At 36.3% G+C, this 24,961-nt stretch carries 16 protein-coding genes, 2 tRNA genes and 1 pseudogene; 9 read left to right on the top strand and 10 right to left on the bottom strand.

Annotated elements, in window-relative coordinates; genetic code table 11:
* Positions 1–460: 460 nt before the first annotated feature.
* Positions 461–1,306, bottom strand: coding sequence for a formate dehydrogenase accessory protein FdhE (locus tag SVZ03_03690; protein ID MDY6933306.1), 846 nt, complete (start codon positions 1,304–1,306; stop codon positions 461–463).
* Between the two features lie 357 nt (positions 1,307–1,663).
* On the opposite strand from SVZ03_03690, the gene SVZ03_03685 reads away from it, so the two are divergent.
* The 3 genes from SVZ03_03685 to SVZ03_03675 all read left to right on the top strand — a co-directional run bounded on the left by SVZ03_03685 (position 1,664) and on the right by SVZ03_03675 (position 5,116).
* Positions 1,664–2,464 carry a Sir2 family NAD-dependent protein deacetylase gene (locus tag SVZ03_03685; GenBank protein MDY6933305.1) on the top strand — a complete coding sequence of 267 codons (801 nt, stop codon included), beginning with the start codon at positions 1,664–1,666 and terminating at the stop codon, positions 2,462–2,464.
* Positions 2,465–2,765: 301 nt separating this feature from the next.
* Complete coding sequence (locus SVZ03_03680; protein ID MDY6933304.1) at positions 2,766–4,694, top strand: radical SAM protein; 1,929 nt, start codon at positions 2,766–2,768, stop codon at positions 4,692–4,694.
* Positions 4,695–4,717: 23 nt separating this feature from the next.
* Complete coding sequence (locus SVZ03_03675) at positions 4,718–5,116, top strand: cobalamin B12-binding domain-containing protein (protein MDY6933303.1); 399 nt, start codon at positions 4,718–4,720, stop codon at positions 5,114–5,116.
* Positions 5,117–5,321: 205 nt separating this feature from the next.
* On the opposite strand, the gene SVZ03_03670 is transcribed toward SVZ03_03675, so the two are convergent.
* The 6 genes from SVZ03_03670 to SVZ03_03645 form a co-directional block, all read right to left on the bottom strand.
* Entirely contained in the window at positions 5,322–6,161 is an 840-nt protein-coding gene (locus SVZ03_03670; protein ID MDY6933302.1) for a cytochrome c3 family protein, read from the bottom strand.
* A 10-nt stretch (positions 6,162–6,171) separates the two neighbouring features.
* Positions 6,172–7,560, bottom strand: a complete 1,389-nt coding sequence (locus SVZ03_03665) for a hypothetical protein (protein ID MDY6933301.1) — start codon at positions 7,558–7,560, stop codon at positions 6,172–6,174.
* Between the two features lie 394 nt (positions 7,561–7,954).
* On the bottom strand, positions 7,955–8,701 hold the full coding sequence (locus SVZ03_03660) for a methyltransferase domain-containing protein (protein MDY6933300.1): 747 nt from the start codon (positions 8,699–8,701) through the stop codon (positions 7,955–7,957).
* 97 nt (positions 8,702–8,798) lie between these two features.
* Positions 8,799–10,235 carry a sugar phosphate nucleotidyltransferase gene (locus SVZ03_03655; protein MDY6933299.1) on the bottom strand — a complete coding sequence of 479 codons (1,437 nt, stop codon included), beginning with the start codon at positions 10,233–10,235 and terminating at the stop codon, positions 8,799–8,801.
* Between the two features lie 246 nt (positions 10,236–10,481).
* On the bottom strand, positions 10,482–12,158 hold the full coding sequence (locus SVZ03_03650; GenBank protein MDY6933298.1) for a DUF2079 domain-containing protein: 1,677 nt from the start codon (positions 12,156–12,158) through the stop codon (positions 10,482–10,484).
* A 3-nt stretch (positions 12,159–12,161) separates the two neighbouring features.
* The gene (locus SVZ03_03645) at positions 12,162–13,631 is read right to left on the bottom strand and encodes a glycosyltransferase family 39 protein (protein MDY6933297.1); all 1,470 of its coding nucleotides are present in this window, start codon (positions 13,629–13,631) and stop codon (positions 12,162–12,164) included.
* A gap of 531 nt (positions 13,632–14,162) precedes the next feature.
* Between SVZ03_03645 and nuoE the strand changes: the two genes are divergently transcribed.
* The 5 genes from nuoE to SVZ03_03620 all read left to right on the top strand — a co-directional run bounded on the left by nuoE (position 14,163) and on the right by SVZ03_03620 (position 17,911).
* Positions 14,163–14,675 carry an NADH-quinone oxidoreductase subunit NuoE gene (gene nuoE, locus SVZ03_03640; protein MDY6933296.1) on the top strand — a complete coding sequence of 171 codons (513 nt, stop codon included), beginning with the start codon at positions 14,163–14,165 and terminating at the stop codon, positions 14,673–14,675.
* Positions 14,605–16,605: an NADH-quinone oxidoreductase subunit NuoF gene (locus SVZ03_03635; protein MDY6933295.1), complete on the top strand. Its 2,001-nt coding sequence runs from the start codon at positions 14,605–14,607 to the stop codon at positions 16,603–16,605. Before nuoE ends, SVZ03_03635 begins: the two co-directional genes overlap by 71 nt.
* Positions 16,605–17,246, top strand: coding sequence for a 2Fe-2S iron-sulfur cluster-binding protein (locus tag SVZ03_03630; protein MDY6933294.1), 642 nt, complete (start codon positions 16,605–16,607; stop codon positions 17,244–17,246). The genes SVZ03_03635 and SVZ03_03630 overlap by 1 nt, the downstream gene beginning before the upstream one ends.
* 441 nt (positions 17,247–17,687) lie before the next feature.
* Positions 17,688–17,760 (top strand) — tRNA-Lys (locus SVZ03_03625).
* A 78-nt stretch (positions 17,761–17,838) separates the two neighbouring features.
* A tRNA-Glu gene (locus tag SVZ03_03620) sits at positions 17,839–17,911 on the top strand.
* Positions 17,912–18,221: 310 nt separating this feature from the next.
* Here the strand turns inward: SVZ03_03620 and SVZ03_03615 are convergent.
* A pseudogene (locus SVZ03_03615) lies at positions 18,222–18,666 on the bottom strand (helix-turn-helix domain-containing protein).
* Positions 18,667–19,079: 413 nt separating this feature from the next.
* On the opposite strand from SVZ03_03615, the gene SVZ03_03610 reads away from it, so the two are divergent.
* Entirely contained in the window at positions 19,080–21,899 is a 2,820-nt protein-coding gene (locus tag SVZ03_03610; GenBank protein MDY6933293.1) for a class I adenylate cyclase, read from the top strand.
* A gap of 113 nt (positions 21,900–22,012) precedes the next feature.
* Here SVZ03_03610 and SVZ03_03605 read toward each other — a convergent pair whose 3' ends face one another.
* Complete coding sequence (locus SVZ03_03605; protein MDY6933292.1) at positions 22,013–23,236, bottom strand: carboxypeptidase N/E family protein; 1,224 nt, start codon at positions 23,234–23,236, stop codon at positions 22,013–22,015.
* Between the two features lie 390 nt (positions 23,237–23,626).
* The gene (locus tag SVZ03_03600; protein MDY6933291.1) at positions 23,627–24,955 is read right to left on the bottom strand and encodes a DUF1302 family protein; all 1,329 of its coding nucleotides are present in this window, start codon (positions 24,953–24,955) and stop codon (positions 23,627–23,629) included.
* Positions 24,956–24,961 lie beyond the last annotated feature (6 nt).

The following is a 24,961-nucleotide window of genomic DNA, read 5'->3' as shown; positions in this document are numbered from 1 at the left end:
TGCTGTGCATTCCTCCTCATAAGTAATTAAATTAGATATGAATACTATAATTGTTTTTACTGCTTTTATGAGTTAATTAAAATGAAGAATACTTAATAACTCACCAGTAGGGAGGGATAATACTCATCGCTATTAAAATATTATTACTATCATAAAAACTGAGTATATTCAACTATTAAATAATATATATTTTGAGAAAACATGACACAAGTCTTGAGAATGAGAGATGGGCAATACCCTTTGTAGATGAATGAGCGTAATCATTTAAATACATTAATCAGGAGGAGCAGTCAACAAAGCTGCTTGCAATTATTATAATTTTTAAAAATAAACAAAATTACAATTACAAAAACGTTTCTACTCACAAAGGGATCACCCTATTCATCGTCAATAAATCCTTTTGTCAAACAAAAGACCATCAAGCTTCATGATTTAGCGTACCGATTACTCGTACACCAGCTTAAGGTCTTGAATAACCTCTCTCCATAGCAAGGTAATCAAGATAAGGGGTAACAACATTCTCAACAGACAGATCAAATCTATTTTCGTCCCTGAGTTTAGATATCCTCACGGTCTTTATATATCCCCTACATCTATCGCAATAATCAACCCTATAGGGGCTCTTCTCGTCTGTTTCAAAATATCCTAACATAGTTATATCAACATTATCACATATTGCGCAGGAAATCCTTTTAAAGGGCCATTCATACTCACACAGAGAACAATGAAGATATCTCCTGCCTCCTGTTGATTCCATAATCTTGGACATATCCGGATAGTACCCACAAAATGGACAGCTTGGCATTATCCAATCATTACCCCTGATTAGATCACTATTCTTTTCTACTATGCATATAAATAGCGGCTTTAACCAATTGATAAGAATAAATATTAATTCTTCGCATCCAATCCCTTTTACCATTGCAATAGCAGCAAGTTTATCAAAATCCTTTAATAAAATAAACCTAACATATTCCTCGTACTGGTGATCACTGAATAAATTAAGATCCAATGATTGGTCGAATTTCAAAAAATGATATTCCTTTATTACCTTTATAATTGAATATAAACTATCTCTTAATCCTATCTTTATTGTATTCGGAAGGGAAATCCCTTCTATATCAATAAGCGGCAATCCTTTAAAATTTATAAAATTTGGATAATAATCAATCTCCTTATAGTAAAGATATATTTCAAACTGGTGATCATATATTGATTTATAAAAATTGATATAACTCGACGACAAGAGACCCTCATCAATTATTCTACATTCTATCGCCTCTAAATAACTCCTGTGTCTTCTCATCTGCAATATCCATAAATCATAAAAAATGATGTTTCGAGCAATGATTTTGAGGAGAAAAGGTTTTAACTTTAAATTGACCATGTATTAAGGATTTCAATGGCATAGTGATCTCTTTTATACATGTACTTAAGTCTCTAGGTTTAACCTCTTTTAGATAGTATGATTATTTTCAAGAAAAATATATAATACAGATTCCCTTATCATATGCATAATACTGCATTTATCTTATATCAATGACACTTGAACACAAAAATTTTATTGACTAAATTCAGTATATCATTGTAATGCAATTATACTGAGTCAGGGGAGGTTCTGTATACTTTCATCGTTATAATAAACATATAGAGGAGATAATCTATGGTTGATATGAATAAAGCTATTGAAAAGATATTAACATGTAATAATGGCGTTGCCTTTACTGGTTCTGGTATCTCTGCGGAAAGTGGCATATCAACTTATCGAGATGCTGGGGGGATTTGGGACAGATATAAAGAGGGGTCATCTGGTGGGATGCTGGCAGTATTATCCAACCATCCTGAAGAGGCCCCCGAAATTTTGGGTGGATTCTTCGAAAAATTGCTCAAGGCCAAACCTAATCCTGGACATTTAGCCTTATCAGACATAGAGGGGATGGGATATATTCAAAGCATAATTACACAAAATGTTGACAATCTCCATAGAGAAGCCGGCAGTTCAGTAGTCTATGAGCTACATGGAAACATCTTTCGACAGCGCTGTATGCAATGTGGCAAGAAAAACTTTCAAAAAAGGGATGAACTTTCAAAATCCATGGGAGACATTATTCAGAAACTAAAAGAACATGGTCTTCAGGAGATGGGTAAATTTTTCCCTCGATGCGACTGCGGGGGAAACATGAGACCTGATATTGTAAGTTTTGGCGAAGAGGTGCAAGATCTGATTGAGGCAACTAAAGCATCAACATCCTGTGATTTTATGTTAATTGTAGGTACATCAGGTGTAGTGTATCCAGCAGCATCCCTTCCCATGAGGGCTAAGAACAACGGTGCTTTTGTGATAGAGGTGAACCCAAAAGAGAGCGAACTAACATCCCTATGCGACATATTCATAAAGGGGTCAGCAGGAGAGATGCTGCCAAAGCTGGTATCCGCTATAAAAGAAAATAGAGTAACAAATTGAACACATTAAAATGATACAAAATCTATAAAAGTGGATAATAAATTTCTATCCCCGAGGTTCCTGCAAATTGCCAATTCACATCATATCAATGCTGATGGGATACAATCACAATTGTTCATCGATGATCAGGAAAAGCAAAAATCCCATCAGTTATTATTACAGCGTCCCTTTATTTTTCACTAATTATGATCACAAAATGTGATAAATAGTCTGGTTTACTCCTCTATATTAGCTGTAAAATATGGCTATTACTAACTGCATTAATCTCTTAAATTTAGTTATTGTCTAGGTAATGATTATTATGGATAAAGAACAAGCTTCATCAACAAGTGATGATTATATTTTTCGATATAAAATATCTAATGATAAAAAGGCTCATCATCAAGGCTCCCTAAGGAAGGATTTGCTAAGAAGGAGTATAGAAAATATCCTTGATATGGTAATCCTTTGTAGTAGGGGTAAAGATGTTACAATTGATGGATTTAGATTATTAAACAACAAACACCAACAACATAATCTATTTTGTGATGAAGATTCAAGAGCAGAGGATAAAAAAGATGACGGGACTGTGCAAAACACAAACGATATACCCAAGAATAATATATCCTTCACTGATGAAGAATCTATACACTACAGTTATCAACTACCAGAGAACGCAGCATTATATGAGCCAACTATAGAATTCATTAAGAAGCAGCTTGAAAATATATTAGAACACATCGAGCTTGAATCAGAAGGCAATGTGGTCAATATTGACGGTTTTAGGCTAAAAAAATTATCACATTGGCTTGAAGAATCATCCTGTGATCCCGCTGATATGATTGGATATTTGGCAACCAGGTGTAACTGCAACTGCGTGTTCTGCTATAATAAGGGGAAGCCCCCGGCCCTTGCGCTCAACAGTCCTTCTCGAGCATCAGAGGAGGAACATAGAGAGATCAGGACTCGATTGAAGTATTATTCTCCTAAACAAAAAACAAATTTATTTCCCACACTAGGATTATGCTTTGAGCCATTCATTCATCCTCATTTTAGGGAGGTTTTGGGAAATCTTCGCAAAAGCACAAATAATCTAATTAGGATCTGCACAAATGGTTCAACCTTAACAGATGAAATGATCGCATTCCTCATCCAGATGAAACCCCTGCATCTGGATATAGCTCTTCATAGCTCAAATCCTAGGAGAAGAAAAATGTTGATGCAGGATAATACATCCGAAATAGCCATTGAATCCCTACCATTCCTAAAGAAGGCTGGTATCGTTTATGATATTGTTATCGTTCCCTGGCCAATGGAATCCATTGATGAAATGATTGATGACATGATTAAAACCATAGACTATTCTGCAAAGCATGATGTTCACCTTGTTCAGATAAGCCTGCCAGGATTTTCACAATACTTTTCAGAGAAGGCTCCCTTTGACCATCATCAAATATGGGAACTGATAACACAAAAGGTAAGGGAGATACGAAACACCTTCGATGTACCCATTGTAACAAGACCTACAATGTATGAAGAGGGACTCTATTATAGTAAAACAAACATACCTGAAATAATTGGAATTGTAAAGGGTTCTCCCTCATTCAACAGCGGATTGGAAAGGGGTGATATAATAAATAAAATTGGCAGCAATGCGATACATAATAGACCTCAGGCTCGAGAACTTCTTTCGATTTTACAAAGGGGAAACATTGCTTCTATCCCCTTTGAAATCACTAGAGATGGACAGAAATTAGAGATACCAATTGATTTGAAGAATTTTTCATACCCTTTTTCAAAATATGTTGACACACACCTTGGTATAGTATTTATGGGTACTGGGTTCAGAAAAGGTTATTTGGAATCAATAAGTAGAATTATTGGACTTAGAGGAGCGAAGAATATATTAATACTCTCCTCTACCCTCGTCAAACCTTTACTTGAACAAAACATCAGGGAATCACCCTTTTTTAAAGGGGTTGACCTGAATATTGAGATTGGAATTCCAAATAACAACTTATTTGGAGGCAACATCTGCCTTGGTGATCTACTTGTTGTGCAAGACTATATAGATTATATTAAAGAATATTGTAATTCACACAACAGATCGCCTGATTTAATCATTATTCCATCCTCACCCTTTAATCTAAGCGGTTGGGGAAGAGACCTTACTGGTAGGGTTTACTTAGATATCGAAAGAAGAACTGGCATTCCAGTTGAGATTGTGGAATGTTACACCATATATGATTAAAATAATTTTTTATGGGAGGTGCTATGTCACAGGATAAAAAAATTAAGGTTTTAGTTGCAAAACCTGGCCTCGATGGTCATGACAGGGGTGCAAAGGTAATTGCTTATGGTCTTAGGAATCAGGGGATGGAGGTAATATATACGGGACGACGACAATCAGCAGAAAAGATTGTTAATGCAGCTATTCAGGAGGATGTTGATGTTATTGGTTTAAGTATCTTATCAGGCGCACATATGACATTTTTTCCTAAAGTGATAAAACTACTGAAAGAAAAAAATGCTGGTAATATACTAGTTATCGGTGGCGGAATCATCCCTGATGAAGACATCCCTGCCTTAAAGGAGAAGGGAATATCTGAAGTCTTTGGGCCTGGCACACTGATTAAAGAAATTGCAGAATACATAGAGCAACATACCCAATAGTAAAGGCTATTGGAGACAATTCAAGTAACTTCGAAATAAACAATTTCCCGCCAAAGGCGGGAAAAATTATAATTCTTCAATTCAACCATTCGCACTTTCGTATCATTAACAAAATAAATATAGTGGTATGTATTATAACTAGGGCTAATGGATAGGACTATGCGATCATCCGTCCAATCGCTCAAAAATCTAATATCTTCAAGCTCTATTTTGTCGTATGACAGCGAATTCCACAATAAGGCTCAGGAAGGTGGCATACATTACATCTGTTTGTATTTCCAGCATGTCCACCTGGTATTGTTTTCCCATGAAGATTTACCCAATTACCTCGATGGTTCAATGGCTTTTTATTCTTATGACATCTGATACAAAAAACCTCATTATGACAATTGGAACAGGACTCCCGCTTAGCCAAAGCCCTTATACCATGTCCTCGGATTTTCCAAAAGCCTGTATGATCCTGTGGACGACTAAATTGATGACATTTTCTACAGGCATCATCAGTATGACATACGCCACAGTCATATGCATGATCACTTTTCATAATTGTCTTAACCCTGAGTCCATGCCGCTTCTTCCATTTCCCAGCAAGCTTGTGATATGAAGGGAAGAATCTGTCCTGTCCATGGCAATCCTTGCACGATAATTCCAATTCATTCTCTTCATGACACTTAAGGCATTCATCCACACCCATAATCTTTGGCTCCTCCTCTGCGAGATCCCCATGGCATTCCTTACACTCTACGTCTGAGTGGGATCCATGAGGAAATCGGGCGTTAAGATATAGCGGACGTGTTGGAAGACCTGATAGATCAACGCCCTCTGTATCATCATGACAGTCGGTACAGACCTCTTTATCTGGAAAACCGGGTTTATCCTCTTCCTGGGCAGTCTTATGACAACCAATACATTCAATATCCTCTAAGTGGGCATCATGAGGGAAGTCAGTTCCGCTACCACCATAAGAGGAAATCGAAAAAAACAATATGATAGATAAGAGCGTTGGAATTCCAATAATAAGTGCTATATGACCTGATCTTGACATCTATCCCCTCCTAAATTTCGTGTCCAAGGATTGCAGTAAATCTATGCTCGTATATATCGTAACTCTCTAATTCATAACTCGCATCAAAGTATAATCCGTCTACAATATAATAACGAGCCTTTGAATAAACAGTATAAACATCAGTCTTCTCATCCAAATTTGAAAAATAATCATATTTATAAAGTGAATAGTAGGAACCGACTAAAAAATCTAAAGAACGAGGTTTTGTATATCCAACTTCCAGACTGCAACTAATAATTGTATCCTGATCATTGTTATCCATAACCTTCCAGAAATCAGCCTGTGTTGAGAGATGCATACCCTTTATAGGCAGATTATCAATTATTACAGCTAAATATTCGTGATTGTATGAATGATTAAAGTCAGTCTCATCCTCATCATAATCGAGCAATCTAATCTCCGTACCACAGGAGATGAAAATATTATCCTTATATATCCCCTTCATTATATCTATTGTAGCATTATGATAGGGTTTAATCTCCCCTATTAAACCTGAAAAAGGTGAAATTGTTGTTGGAATATTATCGCTTAATTTACTGAACTGATAGAAGTAAGAAGCATCTATCTCAAGGTCCATCTTATCGAATAAAAAAGAAAACCTTGAATTAACATATTTGGGGCAGTTGTCAAGCATCACAAAGGTTGCATAACCATAGCCATTGTCAAATAATGATCTTCTCAATGCAACAGCGGACTGATGATATTCGCTTTCTCCACTCTCACTATATGTTCCAATTATGTCAATATCCGGGGTTTCTTTTATATACTGATGTTCGAGTGTTAATTTTGTCGATTTATTTAAGACAATATGAGCACCACCCCCGGCCTCAGAAGCGTCCCAATATTCTGCTTCTTGATATAATCTAACAGGAATTCCACCATAGACAAAGGGATTGATCTCTATATCAGATATACTAAGATTCAGTAATAGATTCATCCCGTCAATATGTGTTGTCAGTTCATGAGATACATACTGTCTCCCAAATCTGGCATAATTCAGATGTCCCAATCTGTATATCTCAGCTTGACAAAGATATAGGTAACCATGATTAGAGCAGCTCCATGTATCGTGAATAGATCTAGTTCTATCAATTGTACTATCATCAATATCATCAATATCTTCAACCATATCTCCTGAGAATGCAAATCGTAAATGGCCCCATTTTTTTTCAACAATATTTAAATCAGCTGTCTGGTGTAGTTTATGATCCTCACCCTCATCATCTGAAAGATATTTGGAATCATAACGGACCTGGGTGTGACTCGACAGTGAGATCAGGCTATCTGCTAAGCATCTCTTCACTGTATAAGACGAAAATGTCCAATAAAACAGGAATCCTATTAATAATACTAAAGCAAATGAATGTTTTTTACTCATATTTATTTTCCTAATAGCGGATTATTCCAATTGTTGATTTATAGGTGGCTATTACAGTAGGTATATAAAACACTGAAAATATTGAATTAAAGGTATTTACTTTATCCCCCTACCCTACTGAAATATGCTCATTGAAAAATAACATAACAAATTTTCATCATCTTGTAATCTGTTTGAAGCATCGTTCAATATTTACAAAATGTATTCAAAAGAATATTTCCGAGTAATTATGTCATGAATCGTTTATTATGAAAGAGTAGTCAAGATTTTTTTTAATTATGATACTTTATTAAAATTAATCCTATCCAATTTAATTATAATTTACCACAATTTACCTTATCGACTCATTAATTCTTTTATTAGAATTTCAAGTATATGAATAGTTATACAGATATTAAATACTTTTACGGCAAATACAGAGTATGCTTAATCCTAAGGGAAGGTTGAAGTGTTTTAACAACTTACCCTCAAATGCATAGATCTCTCTCAGTATTTCATTCAGTATTGGTGGTGCAGTGTTGGCAAAATCTGACGTTAGCTCTCTCTTATTATTTAACCTTCGAAAAAACCGCTTTAAATATCTAAATACTAATCCTATGGGAAAGAAAAAAAAGTTGTTATATGAGATCTTCAAAATCTCAAATCCGCTCTCTTCAACTAATTTCCTTAATTCGCCTAAGGTATAACGCCTTATATGATGGGCTAATTCGTCATGCTCTCCCCATAGAAACTGGAAAGCCGGAACTGCTACCAAAAGGATACCTTTGTTATTACAGATCCGGTAAACCTCTTTTAACGCGCCTAGATCATCTTCTAAATGCTCAACCACATCAAGTATAGTAATTATATCAAATGAATTTGATTGGAATGGCAGATTTGACATATCACCCTGGCATAGGGGATTTCCAATCTGTTGGCAATAGCGTATTGCATCCATGGATAGATCCATCCCAATAACACTGCCGAATTTGGCAAGATTCTTCATGTTCATTCCTGTACCGCAACCTATATCCAAGATTTTAGAGTCCTTGGGATGATGAAAAAAAGATTCAATCAGAGTAATAAAAATCCTCTGACGAGCCAAAAACCACCAATGTCTACTCTCAATGCTATTAAACTCATCATACAGTGTCTGCTCCAACTTGTGCCACTCCTCTTAAATGTATTGTAAGCCCATAATTAACCGTTAACCTTTATGCATTAATGATCAGAAAGGCAAAACATTGTGAAAATATATCCTAATGGAAAAATTTCTTCTTAAAAATCAACTTAAGCATCCTAAGTGCAGTTTTGGATAGATTCCAATAATTAGCAGAGTGCTTGGATTCCCCTCCTATCCTGGGGAAATAGGAGATGGGAACCTCGATTACCCTCTTTCTCGATCTTATAGCCTCAATCATCATCTCAGGTGAGAATTCTGGCCCAGTGCCTGTAAGATAATCCCTAAATTTATAATAGGAATCCCGCCATACTCCACGATATGTACATCCAACATCAGTAAACCTGGGTCGCTGTCCCCACCAGAGCAATTCGAGTATCTTTGCAACAAATATATTTGCCCATTGCTGAATCCCAGACATATTGGCTCCCTGCTCTATCATCTCACAGGTTGTGCGGGTGCCCAGAACCATATCAGCATCCTTTAAATACTCAAGAATTTTATACAAATCTTTTGATCTGAATGAATAATCAGCCTCCATTACTATCAATATATCGCCTATGGCATTATCCAGGCCGTATTTAATGGTATCCCCATACCCTTTCAAATTCACAGTTTCTACACGAGCGCCCAATTCTAATGCAATCCTTGCTGTATTATCGGATGAGCTATTATCAACAACAAATAATTCATCAACATGTTCAATAAAATCATTTATTACATAACCAATTGATTCCTCTTCATTGAATGCTGGAACAACCATACTAACCTTGTATTTATCAAAATTTCGTGACCTTACCTCATAATTAGCAGCGTTGTAGTCCTCTATGGAGTTGATATTAAAATATTCTCCCTTGAGAAAGAAGGGGAAAACATGAAAATTTGCCATTGCAAGGGAGTTTATAATATCAGTCAATTCCACTTGTCCGGACTTTGGCGATGGAGAAGCCTTATCTATAGCCTCAAATATACTCGAGTTGAAGATGTATGTGCCGCAACCAAGAAGATTATTTTTTATAACCTCTGGTTTTTCCTCAAGATTAGATATTCTACCATCCTCCAAATAAACAGAATAATTCCTCTTTATATTCAAAGGATTACGTGTAACGTTAACGCCACAGATTGCTGAAAAATCTCTATTAGGTAGATTCTTAATCTCAGCATGATTAGAATCAATATAGAGTTCATCCGCAAGAATAGTAATAAAGGGCTCGTGAATATAATCCTTTGCAAGAAAAATTCCCCGAGCAAGGCCTATTGATGGATCTTCACAATGGATGTAACTAACATTAACTCCATATTTGGAACCATCACCCAAAAATCCGGTTATCTGACTACGCAGATGTCCGACTATTATATAAATATCCTTAATGTTTAATTGATCTCGTAATATTTCAATATTGTGAAGGATTAGCGGCTTGCCGGCAACCTCAAGCATTGCTTTTGGAATAAATGTGGTCAGGGGATAGGCCCTTATCCCTTTCCCACCAGCTGGTATAAGCGCTGTCTTGATCATTTTATTTACGCTCTTAATATCAATAATTATTATAAGTGGATAACCGACTAGATCGTTTTACAGCAAATAATGATGATTTATATAAAAATAAGTGACCGTGTTGCTAAGAAACCAGAATTAGACTTTTTATTACGGTGAAGCTCTATACATCATCATACAACATTCAACTAACAATTGATATGAGATGAGAATATTATTTTGAAAGGCATCAATGGTCAACAATAAATCGTTCATTACTTATGTTTATTATCTATTTTTAATAATCTTCAATACGTCCTCTCTCAATTGTTTCATCTTGTCATCCAATCTTGAATCGCGTTTCTCCCTTCTTAATATGACATAGGGATAAAAATATCTCTCAATCCGATAGTTACCCTCATCAATTAGTTCAATAATTTTTTTGTAATATTCTTCTTTAGTCATTTCAATAGTGGCATGCCTGCGATTTAACTTTAACATTATATACTTTGCATCATTGATTCTATTAGGATAAATCGATATGTTAGCAGATCTTGGAAGATGTGGAAATATGTTAGCCTGCGCTGAGATGACTTCTTCTGTATTAAAATTTGCAAATATAAAATGAGCCCTAATATCAGCAGGAGTGGGGATTAACCATCCAGGAGTCCTAAAACTTGAGAGACTAATTATGACAAGAAGCAAGAGCAGCCTCTTTCTCCATTTTATATCAACCTTTTTCAGCACAAATATGGATGAAATGACAAAGAATGGAATTGCAGGTAATGCATGATAAAATTTTAAATTGAATTGAGGTGGAAAATTAGTGAATAGATGAATTAGTAGAGATGGAAATCCAAATATTGATAGTTTAAGATGCAGAAGGGGAAGAAAGCCAAATGATAGGATGAATCGAAGGAGTGATACCCTGAATATCATTCTGCACATCTCTAGAGGATGTGAAATAACATAGAGGATGATCTCTGTGTAATTGCTGCCAAGGTGTCCATATCTATCAATCAGAAAGATATTTGCGAATTCTTCAGGCCGAAGATATGGAAGAGCAAACTTCAATGTAAAAAATCCCCAAATTAAAGAAAGCATTATATTTAGTAATGCAATCCTTCTATTCCCATTAAATACGAAAAAAAATGCTTCTAACATAATACAATGGAAAAATGCGTCTTCTTTTATGCTGAGTGTTAAGAGAATAAATATAGTATGGAGAAGAAATCTTTGTTTAAAGGCTGTATAAAAGGCAAAAAATAGAAATAGTGGATAAAGTATTTCAATGTGAAAATTATATTCAAAACCTCTCCATAAAAAGAGATTAAAGATATAAAAGATCCCAATATATATTCTATCCTCCCTGTCAAATCCGTTTTCCTTTGCAATAGCTGTAATGGGTATCAAGGCGAGGGATGTGAAGATTCCCTGAAGGATTAAAAGGATTATTGGAGAATCATAGATTAGGTAGAAGGGAACAATAAATGTGAGTATAGGCCAGAAGTGAATTCCAAAAAAATTCTTCAATGAGCTCCACCATGGGGAATACATGAACTGCCCCTTCAGTGTGTAATGGATAGGATAATCAAACAAAGAAAGGTCACAGGCATAGGTGTGATAACTATAATGCTGTAATAGTTTAAAAATTATGAGAAATAATGTAACAGCAATGAATAGATTCCTAAAGGAGGCATTTAGTAGATAGGATCTAATATTAATTAGAAACTTGACTGATATTGACGATGATAAATCATCCCTTGATAAAAGATATCTCAAGGCAATGGAGGAGAGTAAGATAATTATTGGATTAAGCAATGACCTGGCGCTTACATATATCCCCAATAGGCTTCCCTTATATCCCCCGGTAATAATAATTGCCATAATAATAAGGATGTATGTGAAAGAAATGATATCCAACAGCTTTACTAATACTGTTTTTAGTTTCGATCTAATTAACACTTTTTACTCCAGTCTTAACATTCTAAATCCGCATAGATTTTCGCCTGGATCCAGATCCTTAATTACTGCGAATTTTGCGCCCTTATCCCTATATTTAATAAGCTCTTCGAGTAATAGACTTTCTGATTTTATACTTGTAAAGTCAACTGACCATCCTTTTCTATTAATAAAAAATAGATAGGTGGAGCTTCCAGCATCATCTACAACAAAAAGATCGCTTTCTTTGCTATTTTGCTCTATCTCAGGAAGGATCCTTTTTAATAGTATTAAATCCTTATCCAATCTGAATGTATGAAAAAAGCTTACAAATATAATCACAGATATAACCGATAGTATTACTCTATAACCTATAGGATATCGAATATTTATAAGTTGTAAGCTATAACCTATACCTATAGTGAATATGGGAAAGATGGCTGCTAGGTAATAATAATGTAGAATGTAGTACTCTCCTATGATTGATGGCAAGAGTAACAGGGTAAGAATACCAACAAAAAGAAGTTGCGAGACCGGCTTCAAGAAAAATTCTAATTTCTTATTTACTGATGAATAACTAGCTCGAAAGTATTTATATATTCCAATAATTGCAAAGGGAAAAAGTACATATTCAGTATAATACTTCATAATAGTATTCAACAATCCCATCCACATAAAGGGATTAAGATATAGTAATAGGTTATCCCTATAATTATACACACCTAAATTAAAGTATACTATACCGTATCTATTATTCAAATATGGCACATATTGATAATACCATATATAGAAGGGAATTAATATTAAGAATCCTAGAAGACCTATCAACAATCGTATTCTGATTGGATCTCCCTTGAAAAATAGAAACCTGCTTAGTATTGGAAGTCCAAAGAAGATAAAATATGGACGAATTAGAGTTCCTAGGGTTAAACAGAACCAGCATACAATATAATATCTAAGACTTTTATCATTTATATAAAGATAATAGTAGTAAAAACCTAGCAGTGAAAAGAACAAGGCAAGGGTCTCCGGCATAAACCTTGAACTGAATCGAAAGAGATAGGGGGATAAAAGACCAGAAATTATGACAAAAAATATATTTAGACTAGTTCTATCTACATAAGAATTATTCTCATGATAACCGACAATCTTTGATAACAATAATAATGATAGAATTGCAAAAACAAATGAGAGCGATTTCCCAAAACCAACCCATGTAGAGCCTAAAAGTTGGTATATTATGCTCACTAAATAATTATAAAAGGGGAATTCCATCCCAGCTATACCCGTTTTATCACCCCTTACATCGATTCTAGGATGGAAAAAATATAACGATTCGTTTACATAATTCCTTGATACTGACGCTGTTGTTGTCTGACGCCAGCGATGACCGCCGGATAGTGGTAAAATGAAATGAGGTATATGCAATAAAAAATATACAATTATTAAACATTTTACAAAATTATCCTTCACAATAATATTAATTGAGTTAATCATATCAACCAAAATCCTATTTTTCTAGAATTTACATATAAATGCAATGAAATCTCAGTTCAAAGAAAGATTAGAATCAACAATTACATAGGAATTGATTTTCTTCAATCATTTTGATTAGGATTATCTTAAAATTATACATTCTCAATAAGAGGAAAGGGCTTCAGTTTTTTTACTTGACAAAGACTAATTCCAAACCAGAAATTTTAATAATAATGGATAGACATATGATCAATAAATATGATATAATACTATCCAACACAACCGATTCATCAAAAAATACTATGCTATTTGCAATCAGCCCCACCCCTCAAAGTGAGGAGAAATAATATCCCCCAATCCCTATATTGGAGGAATGAAGCGCCATTATGGGGATTCCGGATTAAGACTCAGGCCAGCCTGATCAAATACTGACTGCATGGTTTAGGTGATAATGAATCCGAATTAACGATCCTTTAATAGCAAAATGATAGTGATAATACATGTAATGGGGATTGTATTATGAAAGAGCTGCCTAATATCGAAGACGAGGCGATGCTTAATGATATAGCAGCTAGGCTTGCCTCCTATAAATCCCAGAGGAGCAATCTTATAGCTATTCTGCAGATGATCCAGGAGAAATACTCATACCTATCGCCAAAGTCCATTGAGATGGTGGCAAAGCATATAGGAATTTCGACCTGTGAGGTCTATGGTGTAGCCACGTTCTATAATCAATTTCGCTTTAATCCCCCGGGCAGACATCAGATCAAGGTCTGCCTCGGAACAGCTTGTCATGTGCGGGGCGGGGATATTATACTGGAAAATTTCGAGAGGAAGCTTGAAATCCAGGCAGGCGAGACCACACCTGATAGAGAATTCAGTGTTGAGAAGGTAGCCTGCGTGGGATGCTGCGCCCTAGCTCCAGTGGCTGTAGTTGACGAGAAGGTTCAGGGCAACATCTCTCCAAGCAAGGTGGAGGGGATTATCCTAGGATATGAGATTGAGAGGGAACGGGAGGAGAGAGAAAGGAAGAAGAGAGAAGGTGAGCAAAGTGACCCAGATTGATAAGGGAAATGCAGAGAGTAATTTCGCTTCAATAAAAACTCTAGCAGTAAAGCGCTTAAATGATATAGAGAGTAAAGACATTCCTCGCATCTATATAGGCACCGCCACATGCGGAAGGGCATCGGGTTCATTGGAGACAAAAACAGCCTTTGAAGAGACGCTAAAGGAGAGGGGGATCAACGCCCTCATCATCCCAGTGGGATGCATAGGGCACTGCTATGCTGAGCCGCTTGTTATTATTCATAACCCTGGATTTCCACCCATATGCTATTATGAGGTTACCCCAGGAAAAGCCAAGCTTCTGGTAAAGTCCTTTTTGGAGAAGGGTGATCCGCTCTTTGAGTATGTCCTCGGCGCAATGGAAGAAGATGAAATGATACCATCGGTTATGGATTCACCCCGCTTTAATATGGAAAAGAGGATTGTGATGCAGGATTGCGGCATCATCAATCCTGAGGATATCTATGATTATATATCAAGGGAAGGCTACTCCTCCCTTGAAAAGGCCCTATCAATGAGACCAGAGGAGATAATCGATGAGGTAAAGGTATCAGGCCTTAGGGGAAGGGGTGGTGCAGGCTTCCCTGCGGGTCGAAAGTGGGAATTGGCCAAAAATGCAAAGGGAGATAAAAGGGTGGTAATCTGTAATGCTGACGAGGGTGATCCCGGGGCATATATGGATAGAACGATCCTGGAAAGCAATCCCCATCAGGTACTTGAAGGCATCGCAATCTGCGCCTATGCCATTGAGGCAGAAGAGGCATTTGTCTATGTCAGAACAGAATATCCCCTGGCTGTGGAGATGATTAAAAGAGCGATCAGTCAAGCGGAGGAGATTAATCTATTGGGAAGGCAAATCCTTGGCACAGGATTTAGTCTGGATATTTCAGTCTTTCAGGGCTCAGGAGCCTTTGTATGTGGAGAAGAGACAGCCCTTATCCAATCAATTGAAGGGAAAAGGGGGATGCCTCATCATCGCCCACCCTACCCTGTCACAAGAGGGCTATGGGGCCTGCCTACGGTTATAAACAATGTTAAAACTCTCGCCACTATACCACACATCTTGAAGAACGGCGGGAAATGGCACAGTAGGATTGGCACTGATAATAGTTCAGGTACAGCGATATTCTCCATTGTTGGGAATGTTACACATCCGGGTCTGGTTGAAATCCCTATGGGGGTCACTATCAGGTCACTTATATTCGACACATGCGGCGGCATCCCGGGGAAAAAGGGCTTTAAGGCTGTGCAGATCGGCGGGCCCTCGGGGGGGTGTCTGCCAGAGGGTTTCCTCGATACACCTATCGATTTTGATTCCCTGACAGAAGCTGGCGCTATGATGGGATCCGGCGGCATGGTTGTAATGGATGAGGATTCATGCGTGGTAGATATTTCCAAGTACTTTCTCGAGTTTACCCAGAATGAGTCATGCGGGAAATGCACCTTCTGCAGAATAGGCACAAAACATCTCCTGAATATTTTAGAACGCCTAACTAAGGGCGAGGGCAAGGATGGAGATATTGAATTATTAGAGTCTCTTAGCATGGATATAAAGAAGGGCTCTATCTGTGGCTTAGGTAAAACTGCTCCCAATCCTGTATTGACATCCCTAAAATACTTTTTTGATGAATATGAGGCTCATCTAAAGGAGAAGCGATGCCCGGCATTAAAATGCAGAGCATTGATAGCATTCTATATAGATTTAGACAAATGCGCAAGAGGCTGTGATGCATGCGTCGGAAGCTGTCCGGTTGAGGCAATATTTACGACTAAAAGCAGAAAGAAGGCTATTGATCAAACCCTCTGCGTCAAATGCGGGGAATGCGTAACCGCTTGCCCTGATGAATATAATGCTGTTAAGAAGGTCTCTCCACCAGAACTCGCTCCAATAATAGAGAGACCAGAGGAAGCGACAAAAGGGAACGAATAATGATCAAGCTTCAAGTTGACAACATGGAGATAGAGGCGGATGAGGGCTCAAGCCTCTTATGGACATGTCTGGATAATGGGATATATATCCCCAACCTCTGCAACCTAAAGGAGATGGATAATCCCCCAGCCTCATGCAGATTGTGCTTTGTTGAGGTTGAAGGCGAGAGAGAGCCTGTGACATCTTGTTCTATCAGGGTAAAAGATGGCATGATAGTTAAAACAGACACACCACAGGTAAGGCGACTGCAGAGAACAGCATTCGAACTACTCCTCTCTTCACACAATATCGAATGCAGGGTATGCCCAGCCAATAAGAGATGCGAATTACAGAGGATAGCAAAATTTCTGCATGTTCCACTTAAACAGAAGAGGATTGAGTTACTGGATAGAAAGATCAAACCAGAAGCAGACCACCCCTTCCTGGAATACCACCCTCACAAATGCGTCTTATGCGGCAAATGCATCTATATATGCACAAAATTGCATAAACATCCCTATTTAACCTTTGCAAAACGTGGCCTTGATATGTTAATAAGCTTTTACGGTGAAACTGATCCAGATAGCATCCCATGCGGAAAATGTTACAAATGCGTTGATATCTGTCCTGTGGCCGCACTTACCAAGAGAAGCGATATATAATCAAACATTCATCGTCACATTTCTAACTTGTATCCCATTTTTTTAAATCCTTTTCATTATAAACCCAACAGTAATAATTTTACTGATATAAATGCTATTGAAGCTATGCATACACCGAAGAAAATGATATTATGATTTTTGTATATATTTGTTACATTGTGAATCCTAAATATGAATAAATGCTTGACAACTGCCAATAATTCAGTAATAAAAAGATCAGACAACATAAGTAAATACTATTATTTTTCAATTCAAATAAGTGAGGGGATATATCCCTCTATTTTTTTCTTTTAAGTCATCATCAAACCTGCATTCAAGATGTATCCACATTATTCAGGTTTAATTCACTTGGAAGATGAATATTGAATTTCATTAAATTTATATTCATTTTTTTTGTTTGACATGAATAGAGCAATATATAATTGTGATCCATTATATTTTGAGCCGCTAGCTCAGTCGGTAGAGCAACTGCCTTTTAAGCAGTGGGTCCGGAGTTCGATTCTCCGGCGGCTCAATTAATATAGGATTCAATTTTATTTTACAGTTTTCTTTGTTAGCAACTAAGTTGCCGAACCTGTTTATTCAGGAGAATGTCCCCGTCGTCTAGGGGTCTAGGACACCGGGTTTTCATCCCGGCAACAGGGGTTCAAATCCCCTCGGGGATGCATCAGGGGGATAAAAGTTTGAAATTTTCTAAATGCATTATCAGGGTTTCAAATATTTTATCCCCCTAATATCATCGTTTCTTGAAGATAATCAAGTAACTAGGTGAGATATAGAATATCCCTTAACAATACTACAACTAGCCAGCATTTAATTTTACATACTCTTTTACTTGTGCTGTCTGTACATTATTACCCAATTTTTTTATAAATTAATACTTTACGAATCAAAAAATATTTGTATGAGCGTTTTCCTATAACAATACTTGCCAGAATGTTCCGTTTTAAAATCCCCATATACCTCTTTTACGATCTTAGACTTCTCTAAAGCTATTAGCTTAAGCCCCAGTAAATACCAGATTATCCTTAGCTACCCTAGCCTCTAATGCCTTGATTCTCTTCTTAAATGTCTCCAGATCATGCCTTTGCCAAATACTCCTCACCCCCCCTGGAGAAACGAATAAACCTTCTTTCCTTAACTCGTTTGAAACTCGCAATTGTCCATAAGCTGGTCGATCAAAGGTCATCTTTAAAACTGCCTCTTCTATTACTGGGTTAATCCTATTTTTGATATTAGGTTTCTTTCTGCTAATCTCTTTTAGAGCCTCTTCACCACCTTCCTCATAAAGTTTTTTAAATCTGTAGAAGCTATCTCTTGAATATCCAAAAACCTTGCATGCTTGTGATACGTTTCCTAATTCTCTAGCAAGTTTTATCATGCCAACTTTTTGTTTGATTATTTTATTTTCCTGCTTCATAAACACTCCTCCTGAAAGTATATTTTGCGAAAGGTGACACTTGTTCTCCCCTGAAGGAATAAGTATCACCTTTATTATCGGAGTGTAAGCTATTATCTTAACTATTTAAATTCAATACTGTTTTTGAAATCTTTCACAAATGCTATTTGATTGTGGATTTTAGCTTTCATATAAGAATGATCAATATTCACAACTGCTTATATCATTGACTTGGACATTCCCCAAAAAAGTTAAATTGTGTTTGCAGTTACAAGATGTTATGTATATTATTAAGAGTAAAAATAAACAATTCATGGAATACCTTTCTCTATAAGAATGGTTAATATTAAAATTATATCCTTGTAATATCTGGGATTCTGTTTCGAAAATATTATCCATCATAAAAAGTATAATAATTTAGCTAATGGTATATTATGAACCAGGAAGATATACTCAAGTATAAAAATGAAATATCGAAAAATAAGAAAAACTTTCAGAAATATAACATTACTAGACTGCAAAAGTTCACCTCCTCTATTTCAAACAAAAGTATAATAGACCTAATAGATGCCTTGCCTATTCTAATAGGAGATAATCAATTAGGACTACCAGGGTATGTGAATAACTTCGAACCACTTGGTATTTATGGATATACGCCTACTGAAAGGGCCTTACATTTTATTAGAACATGGTTTCCAACTGTCCACATCACAAACGCTGATAATAATAATCCACTTATTGAGGTTTTTGCAATCATGGGAAGCGCCGGCAGCATTGCGTATAACGAAGAATCAGATATCGATTTCTGGATTTGCCTGGATGAAAACAGGGTTGGTTTGCAAAACATCAATTCCTTGATGAATAAGTTAAGGGAAATTGAACTATGGATAACTGAGAACTTTAATATTGAAACCCATTTTTATTTGAATGATATTACAAAAATTAGGAGTGATTTGTTTGATACCAGTGAAGATAGTTTTTCCGGAAAAGCCAATGGTAAATTGTTAAAGGACGAGTTTTATAGAAGCTCAATCCTTCTTAGTGGGAAGATACCATTCTGGTGGGTAGTGCCTAGTGGAATTGACGATAAAGTCTATTATAAATACCTCAAAGTATTAGATGAATTGGAATTCAATAAGGATTATGTTGATTTTGGAAATCTATATCATATAGATAAAGGGGATTTCCTTGGGGGTGGTATTTTCCAGATACTTAAATCATTGGGGAATCCCTTTAAATCAATAATAAAAATTGGCATTATGGAAAGATATCTCTCTGATGAGGATGGTGAAAATCCCTTGCTATGTAACATCATTAAGCAAAATGTACAGAATGTTAAACTTGATATGAATCATATTGACCCATACATACTCATGTTCAACCAAGTACATGATTATTATACAAAAAATATTAATGATAATAACTTAATGATGTCTTCAGAGATTTTAAGAATGTGTTTTTATATTAAGATTGATCCTTATCTTTCAAAATATTCTTCATCGAATCCTCATGATAAAAAATCGCAAAAGATAATAAAGATGTCAGAATATGTTAGAAGTTGGCAGTGGTCAAAATCGAAAATTGAACAGATGGATAACTTCAGGAACTGGGACATAACGCCTATTAATAAATTCTGGAATAATATAACAAAACAGATTCTCAATAGCTACAAAAGGATACTAAGCAATATAGAGAGCCAGAAGCTATCCCAAAAGTTTTCAAACGAAGAAATAAAATTTATTACCAGAAAGATACATTCCAGTTTTTCATTATCTGGCAATAAGATCAGACAGGCTGTTAGCTTTAAGGATAATCCAATTGAGAAGAATCTCATAATCGAATCCATTAATAAGGAGGGTGGCGAGGTAAGTTGGTTGTTATCCAAGGGATTCAAGTCAGGCAAGGGAGGTTCTGAGAGGTTAATTATTCACAAGGAGCCGGCCCTTATTGCACTTCTTGCTTGGATAAGCATGAATCGTATGTTTCAAAAAGACTATTCAAGGGTGGATATAAAGTCCAGGTATCATTTACTTGATTCAGGTTTCGTAAGGGAGCTTATGAATGAGTTAACACTGCATTTTTCAATCAAAAGGCTGAATATACAGAACAAGTATTTTTTTGATGATCCCTTTCCCCTGTTGAATTTTATAATAATAAATCTATACTCAAAATATCCTAAAGGAATAGATGATATTTTTTATCTATATCATAATAGCTGGGGTGAAACGATTTATGAAAAATATAATAATGAGATAGATATTTCGAATATTCTTGTAAAATTATTAAACGGTGCTCTGAATAACAGGGATGATTTTGAAAGATGTGTATGGCTTACCTCACCATCTCCGTATAAATCAAGCAAATCATTCAAGGGGATCAAATCCCTTTTTAAAGAAACCTATGATCTTTTTATTAGTCGTAAATTTGAAGAGTGGCCTGAAAAGAGATATATTACAATACTTGGCAACAATTATACTGTATTCTCCTTTAGAAAATTAAAGGGCAAGGATAAGATTATCAGCAATGTATATGATTCTGAGCTAAAGATGCTTTACAGCCTTTCCAATATTATTGGAAGAAAAAATATAATACATATTGATCCCAGACATCCAGAATTGAACTACTTAAGGTTAATTATTGATAATTATAAAGAAGATACCATTCAAATATATTACCAAAAGGAGAGAAAATATTGCTATTTCTTTGTCTCAGATGAACAGGGTTCAATAATTTTTTATAGAGAGAACTCAGATCGTTTTATTGACTATCTGACTCGATTATATATTTTTTCCAAAAATGTTATATCTCAGGTAGTAAAAAATAATCCTAATTCTTCGCTAGGCAGGGTGGATAAAAACATTGAGATCTATGAACTTGTAAGGGATGTGAGAAATAAATGTAGCATAACTGAGAAAAAGCCAGAACTTGAAAAGAATATCTTTGAACTTGAAAAAATGATTATGCCCTTTAGGATATCTTTGGAGATATTGGACGACCGAGAGATTGGATATCGCTTCTCCCTACCCTATGGGGGAGAGACTAGTCCATTCAAAAGATCAGATACTAGTAAAGTTGCTAAAGACATGTTGGTTTATATGGATAGTGTAAAGGGCTATAATTATTATGTCACAGATGTTGATCTTACAGCTCTTGATCTGGAAATCTATAAGAAAGCCACTTCCTTTAGCTTTGCTGAAAAAAACAGGTTTGAGCTTGTAATGGAGAGCCATTTGTATAGTATTAAAGTGGAGTAAGTGAAAGCCATACTACCTTGATGGACTATTGATTTTACATTATTTTATCTTGTAATGCCTATCATGATGTGTACAAATTATTAGATTCAAAATATTTCTCTATATTTTCACGCCTATATATTCTTCTCCATAACAACATCCATTTCTATTAATGGTGAAGACTCTGTAATCTCTATCTCCTTTGAATATTCCTCATATCCATCAGCGGTAAATGTGATTATATAGTTGCCTGGAAGCAGGATTCGGTGGTAATAGCCAAAGGCATCAGAATATGTATTTATATCCCCTGCATCAATTGTGATTGTAGCAGAAACAGGAACCTCACCCTCTGAGACATCAACGACCCTGCCATGGATGCCAATTCCTGCGGATTCTATATAGGATAGGATTGAATCCCTGTTCAATTCAAAGATATCATTTATCTCCTCAATGTTTGTGGGATTGTTTTTGGTTATCTCCACTGTAAAATCGATTGCCCCAGTATCAATATAGCTCCAATCCTGTAAAGTACCATATGCAATAAACCAATCTCCACCATTGATGGTGCCTTCATCCATATTAGGCGAATTCAGCATTCCCTCGGTTTCAAGAAATCTTCCTGAAGTTGTGTATACCTTGGCTAGGTAGCATATTAGATCATATTCCTGTGGTATATCCCCACCATCATGCTCACTTGCATAGTCAAAAGGCATATTAACTAGCACAGCGCCGGAATGAAATGATAAAGATAGTTGGAACACCATATAAAGAGAGTAATCCTTTAAAGATTTTGACTCTGACTCAGAAAAAGGGAACTGGCCGTGTCTATTCCAGTTTTGCCATTTTACCTCAAAATTTCGGTTTAAATCAACGTTGTTAGCATTGTATCTAGATTCATTGGCAACTCCATCTGGATTCATCATAGGTATAAAAACTGTATATCTGTTATCAACAATCGCCCTTATTCGTTGATCGTTATTATAATAGCCATTAGTAATATGCTCTATCATATGAATAAGCACCTCTGTAGTAATATTCTCATCCCCATGTATTGAACCTGTTAATCTAATCTTTGGCTCTAATTCATGATCCAGTGGCTTGTCAGATATCACAAATCCCCATATGGTCCTTCCTTCAATACTTGTTCCTATAGGTTCTAAATATGTAATATCCGGATATTTTTGATTCGTTTCAAGTAAATACTCTTCCAGTGTTTCTGGTGAATGATAAATGGGAAGGGGGTAAATAGTGTTATCTAATATTTCTTCATCTGGATTGCACCCTTGTGAAAAAAAGACAGAAATAATAAGAAAAGGTGTCACCAACCATCCTTGGATATAGTTCTTTCTCATTATCATTATTAGACCAATCCTTTGTAAAAACAAACTTAGAGCCTATTCCAGTAGGAAAGAAAAAAACTTCTATAGTATCCCGGCATTTCAGTATTTCAGAATGCCTACTGAAATAAGCTCCCATAGAGTGAATTGTTACATCTCTTACCTTACTTTATATCATAATATCGAGACAAGTTCAAGGGATAAATATCACTCTATGTTGTCATCTCAGTTTGTGTTGTGATTGATAAATAAGATCGCCATCTAGTTATTTATAATAGAGAATTGGAAGGTTAAAGGTTTTGTATGAATTCAGATTACTCATCTGAACTATTAGATAAGCTACATTGATACTATCTCATTATGAAGAAACATGAAATATATTTTACGATTGTAGAAATAGGAATCAGTCTACTAATAAGAATAACTAGCCCTCAAATAGACCATATCATTCTCATCAAACTGGCCTATGTCAGAATCATCCGGCCCGCATATGATATATACACCCGATTCTGCCTTCAGATTATCAGTCAGACGATATTCCGCATACGGAAAAATCAACCAGTCTGCTTCATTAAAACCATAGAAGAACCCGACTCCCAGCTTTAGCTCATCGTTAAAGAATAAATCTTCCAGCGTTCCCATGCCCATGAATAGATCCTCATCTGCTAACACATCTTCGGTATGATCCAAAATTCGATTATATATCAACTGTACATTCACATAAAAATTATCCCCAAAGGTCTTATCTATGCCAAGAACGCTCTGAATATCCGAAGAGGTGTGGTTGGTGAAACCAACAATCGAAACTGACAGCGGGTATAATACCTTGTCCCGATAAAGAGCCTCACCTCTGAACCCATAACCCGCAATAGAGTAGGCAAAGTCAAAACCATATCCATGAAAGCGACGATATGTAACTACTAACGCAGGCTGGCCAAGATCGTCTACCTCTGTTTTTAAACCAGGGAGATCGTTGAATCCATAGAAGAATACCAGCCCGAAATCCAGCGAGCCCAATAGACCGGAGAAGCGGGCCGCTGTCTCGGAATTGAGAATATCCCGCTTGCCTTCATTCTCCTTCGCGCTGAAATCGAGCGAGGCGTACTGTTGAGGCGTCAATAAGGCCTGTAAGTCAATGAATGTCTTTAGCGCCCACGGGCCGGTGGTCGGCATTCTTGCGGGCTCGAAAAAAGGTATCCACACGGCCTCAAGTGTAAAGTTGCCAATGTAAAGAAGACCATCAGCAAGCAATATCGGTATTCCCCTCTCTTCCTTTTCAATAGTGTAAAACTCACTAAAATCTTCCGGGTTTACTATATCAATTGGATTTATCTCATCCACCCTTCCCCAGTTAATGAGCATCTTGCCAATCTTTAACTCCGCAGGACCAATATTTGCGCTTATGTATGCCTCCCTTATATAGAACTCATCATAATCAATCCTCTGGGTATCATCTTCCCTCTCGGTAAACTGATCAGCATATGAGTCGAGATGATCGTATGTTGCCCATAACTCCCCCATAAGGCTGAACCCGCTCTCATCAGTCCTGTTTATTCTAAACTCCATACGTGATATAGACTTGGTGAACTCACCCCTGCTGTTTTCAGCATATATGCCCCTGCCTTTCAGAATACGAGAGTCATGAAGAACCCTGCCCGATAGGTTATATTCAGCATATGAATATCTGATTACAAGGCATATGCATAGGCTGAAGATAAAAACTAATATTCTCTTTAACATCCTACC

The organism is Spirochaetota bacterium (assembly GCA_034190085.1).
Classification (GTDB): Bacteria; Spirochaetota; UBA4802; order UBA4802; family JAFGDQ01; genus JAXHTS01.
Note: the sequence above shows the minus strand (reverse complement) of the source record. Positions and strands in the feature narration are given on the sequence as shown.

Coding starts and splice junctions, on each gene's coding strand:
- SVZ03_03690 (MDY6933306.1), bottom strand. CDS start 1,306: ATGAGAAGACACAGGAGTTATTTAGAGGCGATAGAATGTAGAATAATT.
- SVZ03_03685 (MDY6933305.1), top strand. CDS start 1,664: ATGGTTGATATGAATAAAGCTATTGAAAAGATATTAACATGTAATAAT.
- SVZ03_03680 (MDY6933304.1), top strand. CDS start 2,766: ATGGATAAAGAACAAGCTTCATCAACAAGTGATGATTATATTTTTCGA.
- SVZ03_03675 (MDY6933303.1), top strand. CDS start 4,718: ATGTCACAGGATAAAAAAATTAAGGTTTTAGTTGCAAAACCTGGCCTC.
- SVZ03_03670 (MDY6933302.1), bottom strand. CDS start 6,161: ATGTCAAGATCAGGTCATATAGCACTTATTATTGGAATTCCAACGCTC.
- SVZ03_03665 (MDY6933301.1), bottom strand. CDS start 7,560: ATGAGTAAAAAACATTCATTTGCTTTAGTATTATTAATAGGATTCCTG.
- SVZ03_03655 (MDY6933299.1), bottom strand. CDS start 10,235: ATGATCAAGACAGCGCTTATACCAGCTGGTGGGAAAGGGATAAGGGCC.
- SVZ03_03645 (MDY6933297.1), bottom strand. CDS start 13,631: ATGATTAACTCAATTAATATTATTGTGAAGGATAATTTTGTAAAATGT.
- nuoE (MDY6933296.1), top strand. CDS start 14,163: ATGCTTAATGATATAGCAGCTAGGCTTGCCTCCTATAAATCCCAGAGG.
- SVZ03_03635 (MDY6933295.1), top strand. CDS start 14,605: ATGAGATTGAGAGGGAACGGGAGGAGAGAGAAAGGAAGAAGAGAGAAG.
- SVZ03_03630 (MDY6933294.1), top strand. CDS start 16,605: ATGATCAAGCTTCAAGTTGACAACATGGAGATAGAGGCGGATGAGGGC.
- SVZ03_03610 (MDY6933293.1), top strand. CDS start 19,080: ATGAACCAGGAAGATATACTCAAGTATAAAAATGAAATATCGAAAAAT.
- SVZ03_03605 (MDY6933292.1), bottom strand. CDS start 23,236: ATGATAATGAGAAAGAACTATATCCAAGGATGGTTGGTGACACCTTTT.
- SVZ03_03600 (MDY6933291.1), bottom strand. CDS start 24,955: ATGTTAAAGAGAATATTAGTTTTTATCTTCAGCCTATGCATATGCCTT.